Here is a 14495-nt window from a genome sequence, read left to right on the forward strand (position 1 = left end):
GTAATGTAAAATGGCCTGAAGTTAGGGTCAGGAAAAACTTGGAGTTACGACCGATGGCTGGTCCCGAAGAGATACTTGCATTCTGGCTCGACAAAGTCGGGGAGAAGGGATGGTATCTGCAGGATGACGCGCTGGATCAGGAGATCCGCGACACGTTCCAAAGCACCTGGGAGGCGGCCTGCGAAGGCCGGTTCTCCTTCTGGCTAACCTACCCGAGCGGCACTCTGGCCTACATCATCCTGATGGACCAGTTCCCGCGCAACATGTTCCGCGGCGAGGGCCGGGCCTTTGCCTCGGACCGGGCGGCCCTGTCGGCGGCAAAGATCGCGATCAACAAGAACTGGGACCTGAAAATCGACGAGCCGGCGCGGCAGTTTTTCTATCTGCCGATGATGCATTCCGAAAACCTGTGCGATCAGGAACGCTGCATCCGGCTGATGATGGAGCGGATGCCTCAGACCGGCACCAGCAACCTGCTGCATGCCCGTGCCCACCGCGAAGTGATTCGCCAGTTCGGCCGCTTCCCCTACCGCAACGAGGCCCTGCACCGGGCCAGCACTAGCCCGGAACTGGCCTATGTGCAGGCCGGCGGCTATGGCGAGACCGTGCGGCAGATGCAAGCGGCCGGCTGACACCGGTTCAACTGGAAGATTTCAACGCCGCGCCCTGAGGACGGGCGCGGCGTTTTTCTTTGGCGGTCCCTTGCCTGCGGTGCGGCACTGCGGCAGGAAGGTGCTCCCGTATTTCATAAATTTCTTTGAAAGAGAGAGCATGACTGTATCCTCCTTTCCCATGACCGGCAGCTGCCGCTGCGGTGCCACCGGAATAGAAGTGTCCAAACCGCCGGCGCTGACAGCCGCCTGCCACTGCCGCGGCTGCCAAAAGATGAGCGCCAGCGCGTTTTCCCTGACCGCGCTGTACCCGGCTGAGGCGTTCCGGGTTGTCCAGGGCGATCCTGTCGTTGGCGGTGCCAAGGGTGCCGAACTGGCCCACTATTGCTGTCCTGGGTGCCAGACCTGGATGTTCACCCGCATCACCGGCGTGGAGGGGTTTGTGAACGTGCGTCCGACGATGTTCGAGGACAGCAGCTGGTTCCGCCCGTTCATTGAGACCTGGACAGCGGCCAAGCATCCGTTTGTGCAGGTCACCGCAGAACACAGCTTTGAGCATTTCCCCACGATGGAGGAGTTCGGCGGGCTGCTGGCGGCCTACGCCGAAAGAGGCTGAGCCGGGGTCAGCTTTCGCCTGAACTGCACGCGCTGCCATCCTTCAGCAAAGGCGCGGCCTGGATGATCCGGCCGGCCAGTTCAGCAGCGCCTGCACGGGCTGCCTCTGCCGCGGCCTGCCGGGGCAGGGCACGCATGTCTGCAAGGCTGGCTTGCACCTGTGCCAGGCGCGCCTCCAGCCGGGTGAGGCTTGCAGCAGTGGCGGTGCCGTCCTGCACCATGCTGCGCAGAGCGGCTGCCTCCTCTTGCAGCCCCGAGACGGCCGTGCGCAGCGGGGACACCTGATCCGCAATTGCGGCCGCATTGGCGGTGACGCCTTCGGCTGCGGCCATCAGTTTCCATGCCAGGAACACGCACAGTGCCAGCAGGATCAGGGTGGCGTTCAAGAGCGCCTTGGCAAGATCGAAAAGGTTTTTTGTCATATGCATGCGGTCCAGGGTTGTGGATTGCAGAAAGCTTCCGGCCTATGCTGGCCCGGAGCTGCCTGTTCTGCCAAGCGGAAACCTGCCGGAAAATGCATGGCCGCTATGCCGCAGCAGAGGATGATTGCAGTGCAGCGAAAACTAGTTTAACGGTAAACTAGTTTTGGAACCTGTTCGAGGGCGAGGGAGCAACATGGCCGCACAATCTTATGACGTGATCGTAATCGGCGCCGGGCCGGGGGGCTATGTCGCCGCCATCCGTGCGGCGCAGCTGGGCCTGAAGACCTGCGTGGTCGAGCGTGAGCATCTGGGCGGCATCTGCCTGAACTGGGGCTGTATTCCGACCAAGGCGCTGCTGCGCTCCTCGGAAGTGTTCCACCTGATGGAGCGCGCCAAGGATTTCGGCCTGAAGGCGGAGAACATCGGCTATGACCTCGATGCGGTGGTGAAACGCTCGCGCGGGGTGGCGAAACAACTCAGCTCCGGCATCGGCCACCTGATGAAGAAGAACAAGATCGACGTGGTGATGGGCGAAGCGTCGATTCCGGCCAAAGGCAAGGTTTCGGTCAAGACCGACAAGGGCACCCAGGATCTGACCGCCAAGAACATCGTTCTGGCCACCGGCGCCCGCGCCCGCGAGCTGCCGGGGCTGGAAGCGGACGGCGATCTGGTCTGGACCTACAAACACGCGCTGCAGCCGGTGCGGATGCCGAAGAAGCTGCTGGTGATCGGCTCTGGCGCCATCGGCATCGAATTTGCCAGCTTCTACAACACCCTGGGCGCTGACACGACGGTTGTCGAAGTCATGGACCGGGTGCTGCCGGTCGAAGATGCGGAAATCTCTGCCTTTGCCAAGAAGGCCTTTGTCAAACAGGGCATGAAGATCATGGAGAAAGCCATGGTCAAGCAGCTGGACCGCGGCAAGGGCAAAGTGACGGCCCATATCGAAGTGGGCGGCAAGGTAGAGAAACAGGAGTTCGACACCGTGATCTCCGCCGTGGGCATCGTCGGCAATGTCGAGGGCCTGGGGCTGGAAGAGCTCGGCGTCAAGGTCGACCGGACCCATGTGATCACTGATGAATTCTGCCGCACCGGCGTCGATGGCCTCTATGCCATCGGCGACATCGCCGGCGCGCCCTGGCTGGCGCACAAGGCGTCCCACGAAGGTGTGATGGTGGCCGAGCTGATCGCGGGCAAGCACGCGCACCCGGTGAAGCCGGAAAGCATTGCCGGCTGCACCTACTGCCAGCCGCAGGTGGCCTCCGTCGGCTATACCGAAGCGAAAGCCAAGGAACTGGGTTACGACATCAAGGTCGGCCGCTTCCCCTTCATCGGCAACGGCAAGGCCATCGCGCTGGGTGAGGCCGAGGGCGTGGTCAAGACTATCTTTGACGCCAAGACCGGCGAGCTGCTGGGTGCCCACATGGTCGGCGCCGAGGTGACCGAGATGATCCAGGGCTATGTGGTGGGCCGCCAGCTGGAGACCACCGAGGAAGACCTGATGAACACCGTCTTCCCGCACCCGACGCTCAGCGAGATGATGCATGAATCGGTGCTGGATGCCTATGGACGCGTGATCCATATGTAAGCTGCCCGCGGTGGTGTGCATTTGAAAAGGCGGCCTGCTGAGGGCCGCCTTTTTTCGTGGTGCCGCATGTCCCGGGCGCGCGGGGCGTTGCGTCAGATACTGGGCGCCCTCTGGCCACTGGTGCCGGCACGGGGTAACCAGTGGCAGAACAAGATCAAAGGGGCGGCAGTCATGATGGCATCCGGGAAAACCCGCTGGGGCGCGATCCTTGCGGTCTGGGCGGCCGGCCTTGGCGCTGCCGCGCAATACGGCAAGGTGTCGGTTGTCTTTGATCAGCTGGGCGCGCTGTATCCGGAAGCCGGAGCCGGCCTGAGCCTCAGCGTGTCGATGACGGGCGTGCTGGGCATTCTGATGGGTGCGGTGGCCGGGTTGTTTGTTTCTTCCTTCGGCTACCGGCGCACGCTGGTCTGGGCCTTGTGGACAGGCGCCATGATGTCGGCGCTGCAGGTGCTGCATCTGCCCTACGGGCTGTTCCTGGTGACACGCGCGGCCGAAGGGTTGTCGCACCTGGGCATCGTGGTGGCGGGGCCGACGCTGATGGCGCTCTTGGCAAGCGACCGCCAGCGGGGCACGGCGCTGACGGTGTGGAGCACGTTTTTCGGCGTTGCCTTTGCGCTCTTGAATTGGCTGGGGCTGCCGCTGGTGGCCGCGCATGGCCTGCTGTCGCTGTTTGCCGCGCATGCCGCACTGATGGCGGTGCTGGCTGTTCTGCTGCAGTGGGCGATGCGGGGCCTGCCGGTGCCGCCGCGCCAGCCGATGCCGCAGCTGGCCAACCTGGCGGCCCTTCATCTGAAGATCTACCGGTCACCGTTCAAGCTGGCGCCGGCCGCGGGCTGGCTGTTTTACACCACTTGTTTTGTGGCGCTCCTGACGGTGCTTCCGCCGCATCTGCCAGCGGAGCAGCGGGCCTTTGTGATGGGGGCGTTTCCGCTGATCTCCATCGCGTCGTCGATGCTGTTGGGGGTGGCTTTGTTGCGGGTGATGCCGGCGGTGCAGCTCATTCAGCTGGGTTTTGGATTATGTGCGGCGGGGGGGCTGTGGCTCTGGGCCATGCCGGGAGATTGGCTGGCGTGTTTTGCGCTGGCGGCGGCCTTTGGCCTGGTGCAGAGCGGCAGCTTTGCCTGCGTGCCGCAGCTGAACACCACCGCGGCGGATCAGTCTGAGGCCAATGGCGCCATGTCGCAGGCGGGCAACGCAGGCAATGTGATCGGCACGCCTCTGTTGCTGGGCTCGCTGGGCCTGGCAGGCTATGGCGGCATGATGCTGGTGGTCTGCGCCCTGTTCCTGGCAGGCATTCTGGTACACCAGCTGCTGGCCGTACGGCGGCGCGCCTGGGCCTGAGCGGCGGCTCCCGCCCGTCACTGGCCCCAAGGGGCCCGTTCCCGTTGGGCCAAGCGCCGCGCAAAGCGCGCGGCGCAACGGAATTCGTGCCGAATTCCGAACCTAAGAACGGAGCTTTTCCGGCTGCTGCCAGCTGCTGTCAGCAAGTTTCAACCTGTTCGCGCAATGTTCTCTTTTTAGGCTTGGCGTTTTCCACAGCATTCCCTATCTGTAGGGCGGGCGTCCGCCAAGGGTTCGGCGGCGCGGGTACGGGGGCATTATGGCTGAGCTGAAATCCATCGAAGTGCGCGGCGCGCGCGAGCATAATCTGAAAAGCATCGACGTGGATATTCCGCGCGATGAGCTGGTGGTGATCACTGGCCTTTCGGGCTCGGGCAAGTCCTCGCTGGCGTTCGACACCATCTATGCCGAGGGGCAGCGCCGGTACGTGGAAAGCCTGTCAGCCTATGCCCGCCAATTCCTCGACATGATGGAAAAGCCGGATGTGGACCATATCAGCGGTCTGTCCCCTGCGATCTCGATTGAGCAAAAGACGACCTCCAAAAACCCGCGTTCCACCGTTGGCACGGTGACGGAAATCTATGACTACATGCGTCTGCTGTTTGCCCGCGCGGGCACGCCCTATAGCCCGGCCACCGGCAAGCCGATCGAGGCGCAGCAGGTGCAGGACATGGTCGACCGGATCATGGAGATGGAGGAGGGTACCCGCGGTTATCTGCTGGCGCCGATCGTCCGCGACCGCAAGGGCGAGTACAAGAAGGAATTCCTGGAGCTGCGCAAGCAGGGCTTCCAGCGGGTTAAGGTGGACGGGGAGTTCTATGAACTGGACGAGCCGCCCACACTGGACAAGAAGTTCCGCCATGACATCGACGTGGTTGTCGACCGGCTGGTGGTGCGCGAGGGGATGGAGACGCGGCTGGCGGACTCACTTCGCACCGCGCTGGACCTGGCCGATGGTATTGCCATTCTGGAAACGGCTCCGCGGGAGGGGGATCCGGAGCGGATCACCTTCAGCGAAAACTTTGCGTGCCCGGTCAGCGGCTTCACCATCCCGGAGATCGAACCGCGGCTGTTCTCCTTCAACGCGCCGTTCGGGGCCTGCCCGGAATGCGACGGGTTGGGGGTTGAGCTGTTTTTCGATGAGCGGCTGGTGGTGCCGGATCAGAGCCTGAAGGTTTATGACGGCGCGCTGGCGCCGTGGCGCAAAGGCAAGTCTCCCTATTTCCTGCAGACCATTGAAGCCATCGCGCGGCATTACGAGTTCGACAAGAACACCGTCTGGAAGGATCTGCCCGAGAAGGTGCAGAAGGTGTTTCTGTACGGGTCCGGCGAGGAGGAGATCCTGTTCCGCTATGACGAGGGCGGCCGGGTTTACCAGGTGGAGCGCACCTTTGAGGGCGTCATCCCGAACATGGAGCGGCGCTACCGCGAGACCGATTCCAACTGGATCCGCGAAGAGTTTGAGCGCTACCAGAACAACCGCCATTGCCATCACTGCGAGGGCTACCGTCTGCGCGAGGAAGCGCTGGCGGTGAAAATCGCCGGCGTGCATGTGGGGCAGGTGGTGCAGCTGTCGATCCGCGAGGCGCTGGCCTGGATCGAGGATGTGCCGAACCACCTGACACAGCAGAAACAGGAGATCGCCCGCGCCATCGTCAAGGAAATCCGCGAGCGGCTGGGGTTCCTGAACAATGTGGGGTTGGAATATCTGACGCTGAGCCGCAATTCCGGCACGCTGTCCGGCGGCGAGAGCCAGCGGATCCGGCTGGCGAGCCAGATCGGTTCCGGCCTGACCGGGGTCTTGTATGTGCTGGACGAGCCCTCCATCGGCTTGCACCAGCGCGACAATGACCGGCTGATCGGCACGCTGAAGAACCTGCGCGACCAGGGCAACACGGTGATCGTGGTGGAGCATGACGAGGACATGATCCGCCAGGCGGATTACGTCTTTGACATCGGCCCAGGCGCCGGGGTGCATGGCGGCGAGGTGGTGAGCCACGGCACGCCGCAGGCCATTGCGTCTGACACCAATTCGATCACCGGCCAGTATTTGGCAGGCACGCGGGAGATCGCGGTGCCGGCCAAGCGGCGCAAGGGCAACAAGAAGAAGATCAAGGTGGTGAAGGCCACCGGCAACAACCTGAAAGAGGTGACGGCCGAGTTCCCGCTGGGCAAGTTCGTCTGTGTGACCGGCGTGTCGGGCGGCGGCAAGTCGACGCTGACCATCGAGACGCTGTTCAAGACCGCCTCCATGCGCCTCAATGGCGCGCGGCAGACGCCTGCACCTTGCGAGAGCATCAAGGGGCTGGAGCATCTGGACAAGGTGATCGACATTGACCAGCGTCCGATCGGGCGCACACCGCGGTCGAACCCGGCGACCTATACCGGCGCCTTCACTCCGATCCGCGACTGGTTTGCCGGCCTGCCGGAGGCGAAGACGCGCGGCTACAAGCCCGGGCGGTTCTCCTTCAACGTCAAGGGCGGCCGCTGCGAGGCCTGCCAAGGCGACGGCGTCATCAAGATCGAGATGCATTTCCTGCCCGACGTCTATGTGACCTGCGAGACCTGCAAGGGCGCGCGCTACAACCGCGAGACGCTGGAGATCAAGTTCAAGGGCAAGAGCATTGCCGACGTGCTGGATATGACTGTGGAAGATGCACAGACTTTCTTCCAGGCGGTGCCTGCGATCCGCGACAAGATGGACGCGCTGATGCGGGTAGGCCTTGGTTATATCAAGGTGGGCCAGCAGGCGACCACGCTGTCAGGCGGCGAGGCGCAGCGGGTGAAACTGTCGAAGGAGCTGTCGAAACGCTCTACCGGGCGGACGCTGTATATCCTTGATGAGCCGACCACTGGCCTGCATTTCGAGGATGTAAAGAAGCTGCTGGAAGTGCTGCACGAGTTGGTGGAGCAGGGTAATTCGGTGGTGGTGATCGAGCACAATCTGGATGTGGTCAAGACCGCCGACTGGATCATCGACATCGGCCCTGAAGGCGGGGATGGCGGCGGTGAGATTGTTGCGGCCGGCACCCCGGAAGCGGTGGCCGAGGAGCCGCGCAGCCACACCGGGCGCTATCTGAAGGACATTCTGGCGGCGCGGAAGGTGGCGGCAGAGTGAATAAGAGGGGCGCTGCCCCTCTTGGCCTTTGGCCAATTCACCCCGGGATATTTTTGGCCAGATGAACAGAGGGGCGTTTGCGCCCCCCTTTTCTTTAGGCGGGTTGCGGCGCCGCGGGGCGGGCCAGGACGAGCGGCACCAGGAACAGCCCCAGGAAGGCCGTGTTCATCGCCACGTTGAACCAGGCGCCGGAGGCGAGGGAGCCGAGGCTGTCGGGGATGTACCAGGCCAGCAGCGCCGGGAGCAGCAGGCGGCGGCCAAGGGCCGGGTCGGTGCTGTAGATGCGCTCAGTCACCAGGTAGATCAGAACACAGAAGCCGCACATCAACCCGCCGCTGATGGCTGTCATCAGGGAGGCTGCGCCTGGACTGAGCGCTTGGGCACCGTCCACCGGTAGGAAGGCGAGATCGATGAACAGGCTGAGTACTGCGCCGAGTGGTGTGACGAGGGCCAGCACCATGGCAAGGCCGAAAGCGGTGCCGAGGATTGAGACAGTCTTGAGCATGCGGATCGCGGCAGTGTGAGACATGGGAAGCTCCTGTGAAATGTCTCCGCCAAGATGCAGCGGAGAGCGGAGGCAAAACAATTACCTGGGGGGTAAGTGTATTCCCCGCTGCAGCCCCCTATGCTGCGGAAAACGGAGGCATCAAATGGCGGAGAGCTTTGGCGCGGTTTTAAAGAAATGGCGCGGGCTGCGGCGGATGAGCCAGATGCAGCTGGCGCTGGAGGCCGGGGTCTCAGCCCGGCATCTGTCGTTCCTCGAGAGCGGGCGGTCGCGCCACAGCCGGGGCATGGTGCTGCGTCTGAGCCAGGAGTTGCAGCTGCCGGGCGGAGCACAGAACCAGCTGCTGACCGCTGCCGGTCTGGCGCCGGTCTATGCGAGCCGCCCGCTGGAGGATGCGGAACTGGCGCCGCTCAGGCAGGCGGCGGAACAGATGCTCGATGCGCATGCGCCTTTTCCAGCGATGATGATCGACCGTCACTGGACCCTGCTGGATCTGAACCGCCCAATGGAAATGATGCTGGGCAATGCCGGTATAGCCAAGGGCAGCAGCCTGATCGAGGCACTGCTGGACAATGCGGTCTTGCGTTCGGCGCTGGACAATCTGGAGGAAGTGGAGCGTCACAGCCTTGCGCGGTTGCGCACGGAACTGGCGCATTTCGGTGCTGATCCGGTTCTGGAGCGCGCGGTGGCGCGGCTGCAGGCAAATGCTGCCGCCCATGATGCGCCGCAGGAGGGCGTGCTGCCCGCAGTGATCCCCGCGCGTTACCGGATGGGCGGGCAGGTTTTGGCCTTTTTCTCAACCATCACCCAGTTCGGCGGCACCGGTGACCTAGCGATGTCGGAGCTGAGGGTCGAGATGCTGTTTCCTGCCGATGAGGCAACACGTCAAATGATAGCAGCGATGGCCGGGGCCTGACCGGGCCGCCCAGCACAGCACTTACTGGGCGAGGCTGTCTGCAGAACCGATCAAGCGCAGAACCTTCTGGGTTTCCCGGTTCACCTGATAAACATAACCGCCGGCCTGCACATAAGTAGCGTAGGGGTCCGGCGCCCAATGGCCCGGCTCACCGATCCAGGTGTAGTCATCCAGGATGTGGTCGCCGCGGCGGTAGAACTTTTTGGCAGCCGGCCCGGGTGTGCAGTGCGAGGCTTTCATCGCCAGCCCCTGCGGGCATTCCAATGCGTCCTTGTCCGGGCTGCCATTGCCGGCAGCCAGCGGAATCGCCAGCGCGCTGGCAGCGGCAAGAACAGATATTGGAACAAGGCGGCGTAACATTTACAGCGGGTCCTCTTTGCGCTGTCCTTCACATAAAGGGTCCGGCGGCAAAGCCAAGAGGGGCTGAAAACGGGAGGCGGCGGGTTGCCGGTTGCAGCTCAGGCGGCGGCAAGAACCCGCGCTTCAAAGCTGCGCAGCGAGAGCCGGGCGGCATTTCCGTAGCCACGGCCGGTTTCAGCGCAAAGTTCAGGGAACAATTCGCGGATTTCCGCCTGTGTGCCGGCATCGAAGCCGGCCGCGGTTTCAGGGCCGGGCTGGTAGCTTTCGCTGAGGGCGCCATTCGCCCAGACGATCTGGTGGCTGCCGAACAGGAGGTGGAAATACTCTGCCCTCTGCATCTCAAGTGCCGGTCGCACGGTCTTGTCGTTGACCAGGTCCTTGGCTTTGACCAGGACTTCCTCCTCGCCGAACAGAAGCTCTGCCAGCGGGCCGGACACGACCATCCGGTGCTGCGGGGACACATAGAGGTCGCGGTTATTGCCGCAGCTGCCCTTGACAAAACGGACCGGAGCCGTTTCGGCTGTGCATGCGGTGCTGCGGCTGCCGATCCACTTCAGAACCTGCGGGCCGTTGTCGTAGGTCAGAACTTCCATGCCCGGGCGCAGGTCCTCGACCGGGATCTCGCCATCCGGGGTCCGGATCAGCGTGCCGCGCAGGAAGCAGGGCACGGTCTGGGTAATCTCTACCAGCCCGGTGTCAGAGTTCCCCTGGCCGTTGTCCGCAGTATAGTTGAAGTAGACTGTTTCTAAATCGCCGTCTGTCACTACGGTGAAAGTGCCGTCAGCATTCAGGGTGATTTGCTGCCCGGTCGGCAGGGTAACGGTGTCCCCGGCGGTGACCGGCTGACCATTGATATGGGTCACGGTCAGCGTGCCGGCGGCGGTGGTGTCATTCTCCAGAACGTCCAGCACCCGGGTCTTGTTGATGGCGAATTCCGCCTCATCATCCTGGGCCACCACGGCGGTCTGGACTGAACCGCCGGCGATCAGCAGATTGGTGTCATAGCTGCTGTCGGAGGTATCAGCGACGCCGATCTTCAGCGTGTTGATTTCACCTGCGTTCACGGGAGCAATGAACGTCAGGGTGATGGTGAACCCGTCCATTTCGGTGTTGTACTGGTCGCCGGTGTTGTCGACATAGACGTTCTCGGTGCCGTCATTGATGTTGCCGATCGAGGCGGTGCCGTCACCGATGGAGACCTGCGCCTCAACACCGTTCACCCAAACGCCAATGACGTCGTTGTATTGGGAGCTGGCAAACTCAGGGTATTCTTCGGACGAGAGCACGAAGTCGATGGTCAGCGTGTCGCCGTCCGGTACAAAATCGACCTCCAGGAAGGATGCGTCAAATGTGCTGGCACCCGCCAGCGCGTCGAAATCTGCATCGCCGTTTACACCGCTGGTATTGGTGGAGGTGTTGGTGTTCTGGTTGGTGTTGGTTGAGCCGTCGCTGTTGGTGAAGTCCCGTACATAGCCGGTTGACAGGATGACGCCTGAATCCGCGGGGGCCACGCCAGGTGTGGTAATGTCCGCGCCGGTGTAGATACCGGAGGAAAGAGTGTCGCCGCTGTAGCTGGCGCTGGTCACAGTCACGCCGTCGCCGAAAATCTCCTCCGCCATCTGGGTGGCGGTCGCGGAGGAGTCGATGTTCAGTTCGGTCGCAGTGGCCATAGCGGGCGCCTCAATCCGGGAGCTGGTTAACGGGTTGTTTTCCGGAATGCTGCTGAATTGCGGCGGAATAGTGGCGGGCCTTGGTCGAAATCCTGAAGTTTACTCGAATTTTAGAGGAATTTTTGGAATGCCGGAAAAGATAGAGGCCGGCCCCGTCAGGGACCGGCCTTGCGCGCTGCCGGTTTGGGAGGTGGCCGCGTGCCGCGGCTGGGCGTCTCAGCCCTCCCGGCTGCGCTTTTCGAACCGTGGCAGCATGGCAGAGAAGTCCATGCCTTTGCCGTCTTCGTCCTCGACGAATTTTTTGTAGAGCGCCATGGCCAGCTCGCCCATCGGGGTGTCGGCATCGGCGCTTTCGGCGGCCTGCTGGCTGAGGCCCAGGTCCTTGAGCATCAGCTCCGCTGCAAAACCCGGCTGGTAGTTGTTGTCAGCGGGCGATTGCGGGCCGACGCCGGGGGCGGGGCAATAGGCGTTCATGGTCCAGCTGTAGCCTGAGGAAGTGGAAACCACGTCGAACATCTTCTGCCGGTCGAGGCCCAGCTTGTCAGCCAGGGCAAAGGCTTCGCAGGTGGCGATCATGGTGACGCCCAGGATCATGTTGTTGCAGATCTTGGCCGCCTGGCCGGCACCGGCCTCGCCGCAATGCACGGCCTTCTGGCCCATGATATCAAACAGAGGCTCAGCGGCCGCAAACGCCTCTGCCGAGCCGCCGGCCATGAAGGTGAGCGTGCCGCCGGCCGCGCCGCCGATACCGCCGGAGACCGGCGCGTCGACGGACAGGAGGCCTGCGGCCTCCGTCTGCTCAGCCACCGCGCGGGCAGAATCCACGTCGACGGTGGAGCAGTCGATCAGAGCGGCGCCCTTGGCCATGGCCGGGATAACTTCCGCTGCGACCGCGCGCAGGATAGCACCGTTCGGCAGCATGGTGATGACGGCATCAGCACCAGCTGCGGCATCAGGGCCGGAAGCAGCCATGGTGACGCCTTCGATGCTGACATCGGCCATGTCGAAGCCGGTGACCTCGTGGCCGGCCTTGGCGAGGTTAGCGGCCATCGGCCCGCCCATGTTGCCCAGCCCGATAAATCCGATCTTCATTGCACGTCCTCCTCAAATGTCAGCGCGTCGGCGCCCAGCGGCGCCAGCATGTTCTCGACCGCCTGCGGCGGGACGGCCTCGCCCGCATATTGCCACTGCGGGTTGCGGTCCTTGTCGATGATCTGGGCCCGGATGCCCTCCAGAAAATCGCTGTGTTCCATAGCGCGGAATGTGTAGCGGTATTCCAGGTCCAGCGCCCGGCGGATGGCAGGGCCGTCGGCACGCAGCCGGCGCAGCATTTCCAGCGTGCAGGCCATCGACAGCGGCGAGTTTCGTTTGAGAGATTTCAGTGCGGCAGCGGCAAATTCGCTATCTCCGGCCTCAAGACTGGCAAGAATGTCCTCTAGGCTGTCCTTGCCGAAGTGTCTGGTCGTGTGCTCGCGAACCGTGCGCAGCTTTCCCTCAGCCGCGGGCTTGGCGGCATCCTCGACCAGCCTGGCGCTGCCGGTTTCCTCCAGCGCGGAGATCAGAGCCGGCCATTGGTCCTGCGGGATGAAGTAGTCGGCAAAGCCTGCGAGGATGGCATCATCCGCGCCCATCCTAGCGGCAGTCATGCCAAGGTATTCCCCCAGGTGATCCGGCGCCAGCGACAGCATCAGGGAACCGCCCACGTCCGGCACCAGGCCGATGCCGACCTCCGGCATGGCGATCTGGCTGCTTTCGCCGACGACCCGGTGGGTGCCGTGGCAGCCGATGCCGACGCCGCCGCCCATGGTGAATCCTTGCATGAAGCTGATCACTGGCTTCTTATACTCAAAAATCAGTGCGTTCAGCCGGTATTCATCGCGCCAGAAAGTACGGCCATAGGAATAGTCGCCCTTGGTGCCGGTGTCATAGAGCTCGGCAATATCACCGCCTGCGCAAAATGCCTTGTCGCCCTCGGCGTCGATCACCACCAGTTTGACGGTGTCATCCCTTGCCCAGTCGCGCATGGCGGCGTCGATAGCCATGCACATCTCATAGCTCATCGCGTTCAGCGCCTTGGGGCGGGTGAAGGTGATGCGGCCGGCCTGGCCGGAATTGCGGATGTGGATGTCACTCATCTGGCGTGCTCCATCAGTATGTCTTGCCGTACAGTCTGGGGCAGGGCGGGTCAGCCTGCAATCAGCTGGCGCGAGACGATCAGGCGCATGATCTCGTTGGTGCCTTCCAGGATCTGGTGCACCCGCAAGTCGCGGACGATCTTCTCAACTCCATAATCCGCCAAATAGCCGTAGCCGCCGTGCAGCTGCAGGCAGCCGTTGGCCACGTCAAAGGCGGTGTCGGTAACCATCAGCTTGGCCATGGCGCAGAACTTGGTGGCGTCATGGGCGCCGGTGTCCAGTTTCCACGCGGCCTGGCGCAGGAAGGTGCGGGCTGCCTGCAGGCGGGTTTCATATTCCGCCAGCCGGAACTGCAGCGCTTGGAACTGGTTGATGGATTTGCCGAAGGCCTTGCGCTCGGACATGTACTGGACGGTCTGATCCAGCGCCGCCTGAGCGCCGCCCAATGCACCGGCAGAGATGTTCAGCCGTCCGCCGTCGAGCCCCGCCATAGCATAGGAGAAGCCCTTGCCTTCCTCACCGATCAGGTTGTCTGCGGGGATTGCGCAGTCGTCGAACTGCACCTGCGAGGTGGGTTGCGCCTTCCAGCCCATCTTGTCCTCCAGCGCGCCGAAAGACAGGCCCGGGTTGCCGTCCTCGACCACCACAGTGGAGATCCCCTTGGGGCCGTCTTCGCCGGTGCGGCACATCACGACATAGGCGTCAGAATAGGAGCCGCCGGAGATGAATGCCTTGGTGCCGTTCAGGATGTAACCCTCATTGCTGCGCTCGGCGCGGGTTTTGAGAGCAGCGGCGTCAGAGCCGGAGCCCGGCTCGGTCAGGCAGTAGGAGAAGATCTTCTCCATGGTGCAGAGGCTGGGCAGCCATTTCTGCTTGGTCTCCTCGGAGCCGAACTTGTCGATCATGCCGCCGCACATGTTGTGGATCGACAGGAAGGAGCCGATGGCGGGGTCGGCCATGGCCAGCGCTTCGAAGACCAGCGTGGCGTCCAGGCGCGAAAGGCCGGAGCCGCCGTATTCCTCAGAGACGTAAAGCCCTCCGAAACCCAACTCTGCCAGTTTCGGCCACAGGGTTTTGGGGATGGTGCCTGCTTTCTCCCACTCTCGGGAATGCGGTGCGATGTTGTCCTGGCCGAATGCAAGGGCCATGTCGAAAATGGCCTGCTGTTCCTCTGTCAGTGCAAAATCCATGCGCCGCTCCTCCCGCCGGTTAGA

At 63.0% G+C, this 14495-nt stretch carries 13 protein-coding genes; 6 read left to right on the forward strand and 7 right to left on the reverse strand.

Annotated features, from left to right (window positions below):
• Nucleotides 1–53 precede the first annotated feature (53 nt).
• Both RA26_RS08840 and RA26_RS08845 read left to right on the forward strand, forming a co-directional pair.
• Nucleotides 54–632, forward strand: coding sequence for a DUF924 family protein (locus tag RA26_RS08840; RefSeq protein WP_039182771.1), 579 nt, complete (start codon nucleotides 54–56; stop codon nucleotides 630–632).
• A gap of 160 nt (nucleotides 633–792) precedes the next feature.
• Entirely contained in the window at nucleotides 793–1227 is a 435-nt protein-coding gene (locus RA26_RS08845) for a GFA family protein (protein WP_241482614.1), read from the forward strand.
• A gap of 7 nt (nucleotides 1228–1234) precedes the next feature.
• On the opposite strand, the gene RA26_RS08850 is transcribed toward RA26_RS08845, so the two are convergent.
• Nucleotides 1235–1648: a hypothetical protein gene (locus tag RA26_RS08850; protein ID WP_039183417.1), complete on the reverse strand. Its 414-nt coding sequence runs from the start codon at nucleotides 1646–1648 to the stop codon at nucleotides 1235–1237.
• A 193-nt stretch (nucleotides 1649–1841) separates the two neighbouring features.
• On the opposite strand from RA26_RS08850, the gene lpdA reads away from it, so the two are divergent.
• The 3 genes from lpdA to uvrA all read left to right on the forward strand — a co-directional run bounded on the left by lpdA (nucleotide 1842) and on the right by uvrA (nucleotide 7695).
• Entirely contained in the window at nucleotides 1842–3236 is a 1395-nt protein-coding gene (lpdA, locus tag RA26_RS08855; RefSeq protein ID WP_039182777.1) for a dihydrolipoyl dehydrogenase, read from the forward strand.
• A gap of 171 nt (nucleotides 3237–3407) precedes the next feature.
• A complete protein-coding gene (locus RA26_RS08860) occupies nucleotides 3408–4577 on the forward strand; it encodes an MFS transporter (RefSeq protein ID WP_039183419.1) in 1170 nt (389 codons plus the stop codon).
• 259 nt (nucleotides 4578–4836) lie between these two features.
• Nucleotides 4837–7695 carry an excinuclease ABC subunit UvrA gene (gene uvrA / locus RA26_RS08865; RefSeq protein ID WP_039182780.1) on the forward strand — a complete coding sequence of 953 codons (2859 nt, stop codon included), beginning with the start codon at nucleotides 4837–4839 and terminating at the stop codon, nucleotides 7693–7695.
• A gap of 94 nt (nucleotides 7696–7789) precedes the next feature.
• Here uvrA and RA26_RS08870 read toward each other — a convergent pair whose 3' ends face one another.
• Nucleotides 7790–8224: a hypothetical protein gene (locus tag RA26_RS08870; protein ID WP_039182783.1), complete on the reverse strand. Its 435-nt coding sequence runs from the start codon at nucleotides 8222–8224 to the stop codon at nucleotides 7790–7792.
• A 121-nt stretch (nucleotides 8225–8345) separates the two neighbouring features.
• On the opposite strand from RA26_RS08870, the gene RA26_RS08875 reads away from it, so the two are divergent.
• Nucleotides 8346–9116, forward strand: a complete 771-nt coding sequence (locus RA26_RS08875; RefSeq protein ID WP_039182786.1) for a helix-turn-helix domain-containing protein — start codon at nucleotides 8346–8348, stop codon at nucleotides 9114–9116.
• 21 nt (nucleotides 9117–9137) lie between these two features.
• Here RA26_RS08875 and RA26_RS08880 read toward each other — a convergent pair whose 3' ends face one another.
• The 5 genes from RA26_RS08880 to RA26_RS08900 all read right to left on the reverse strand — a co-directional run bounded on the left by RA26_RS08880 (nucleotide 9138) and on the right by RA26_RS08900 (nucleotide 14471).
• Nucleotides 9138–9476 (reverse strand): hypothetical protein, encoded by a 339-nt coding sequence (locus tag RA26_RS08880; RefSeq protein WP_052272358.1) that lies wholly within the window; start codon nucleotides 9474–9476, stop codon nucleotides 9138–9140.
• 98 nt (nucleotides 9477–9574) lie between these two features.
• Nucleotides 9575–11146, reverse strand: coding sequence for a choice-of-anchor L domain-containing protein (locus RA26_RS08885; RefSeq protein ID WP_039182789.1), 1572 nt, complete (start codon nucleotides 11144–11146; stop codon nucleotides 9575–9577).
• A gap of 216 nt (nucleotides 11147–11362) precedes the next feature.
• On the reverse strand, nucleotides 11363–12238 hold the full coding sequence (gene mmsB / locus RA26_RS08890) for a 3-hydroxyisobutyrate dehydrogenase (protein WP_039182792.1): 876 nt from the start codon (nucleotides 12236–12238) through the stop codon (nucleotides 11363–11365).
• Nucleotides 12235–13281 (reverse strand): enoyl-CoA hydratase/isomerase family protein, encoded by a 1047-nt coding sequence (locus RA26_RS08895; protein WP_039182795.1) that lies wholly within the window; start codon nucleotides 13279–13281, stop codon nucleotides 12235–12237. Before RA26_RS08895 ends, mmsB begins: the two co-directional genes overlap by 4 nt.
• A gap of 50 nt (nucleotides 13282–13331) precedes the next feature.
• On the reverse strand, nucleotides 13332–14471 hold the full coding sequence (locus RA26_RS08900) for an acyl-CoA dehydrogenase family protein (RefSeq protein ID WP_039182798.1): 1140 nt from the start codon (nucleotides 14469–14471) through the stop codon (nucleotides 13332–13334).
• Nucleotides 14472–14495: the final 24 nt, after the last annotated feature.

The sequence above is a fragment of the Leisingera sp. ANG-M7 genome (assembly GCF_000813965.1).
In the GTDB taxonomy this organism is placed as follows: domain Bacteria; phylum Pseudomonadota; class Alphaproteobacteria; order Rhodobacterales; family Rhodobacteraceae; genus Leisingera.

Excerpts from the sequence above, each read along its gene's own strand:
- RA26_RS08840 (WP_039182771.1), top strand. The coding sequence starts at position 54 with ATGGCTGGTCCCGAAGAGATACTTGCATTCTGGCTCGACAAAGTCGGG.
- RA26_RS08845 (WP_241482614.1), top strand. The coding sequence starts at position 793 with ATGACCGGCAGCTGCCGCTGCGGTGCCACCGGAATAGAAGTGTCCAAA.
- RA26_RS08850 (WP_039183417.1), bottom strand. The coding sequence starts at position 1,648 with ATGACAAAAAACCTTTTCGATCTTGCCAAGGCGCTCTTGAACGCCACC.
- lpdA (WP_039182777.1), top strand. The coding sequence starts at position 1,842 with ATGGCCGCACAATCTTATGACGTGATCGTAATCGGCGCCGGGCCGGGG.
- RA26_RS08860 (WP_039183419.1), top strand. The coding sequence starts at position 3,408 with ATGATGGCATCCGGGAAAACCCGCTGGGGCGCGATCCTTGCGGTCTGG.
- uvrA (WP_039182780.1), top strand. The coding sequence starts at position 4,837 with ATGGCTGAGCTGAAATCCATCGAAGTGCGCGGCGCGCGCGAGCATAAT.
- RA26_RS08870 (WP_039182783.1), bottom strand. The coding sequence starts at position 8,224 with ATGTCTCACACTGCCGCGATCCGCATGCTCAAGACTGTCTCAATCCTC.
- RA26_RS08875 (WP_039182786.1), top strand. The coding sequence starts at position 8,346 with ATGGCGGAGAGCTTTGGCGCGGTTTTAAAGAAATGGCGCGGGCTGCGG.
- RA26_RS08880 (WP_052272358.1), bottom strand. The coding sequence starts at position 9,476 with ATGTTACGCCGCCTTGTTCCAATATCTGTTCTTGCCGCTGCCAGCGCG.
- RA26_RS08885 (WP_039182789.1), bottom strand. The coding sequence starts at position 11,146 with ATGGCCACTGCGACCGAACTGAACATCGACTCCTCCGCGACCGCCACC.
- mmsB (WP_039182792.1), bottom strand. The coding sequence starts at position 12,238 with ATGAAGATCGGATTTATCGGGCTGGGCAACATGGGCGGGCCGATGGCC.
- RA26_RS08895 (WP_039182795.1), bottom strand. The coding sequence starts at position 13,281 with ATGAGTGACATCCACATCCGCAATTCCGGCCAGGCCGGCCGCATCACC.
- RA26_RS08900 (WP_039182798.1), bottom strand. The coding sequence starts at position 14,471 with ATGGATTTTGCACTGACAGAGGAACAGCAGGCCATTTTCGACATGGCC.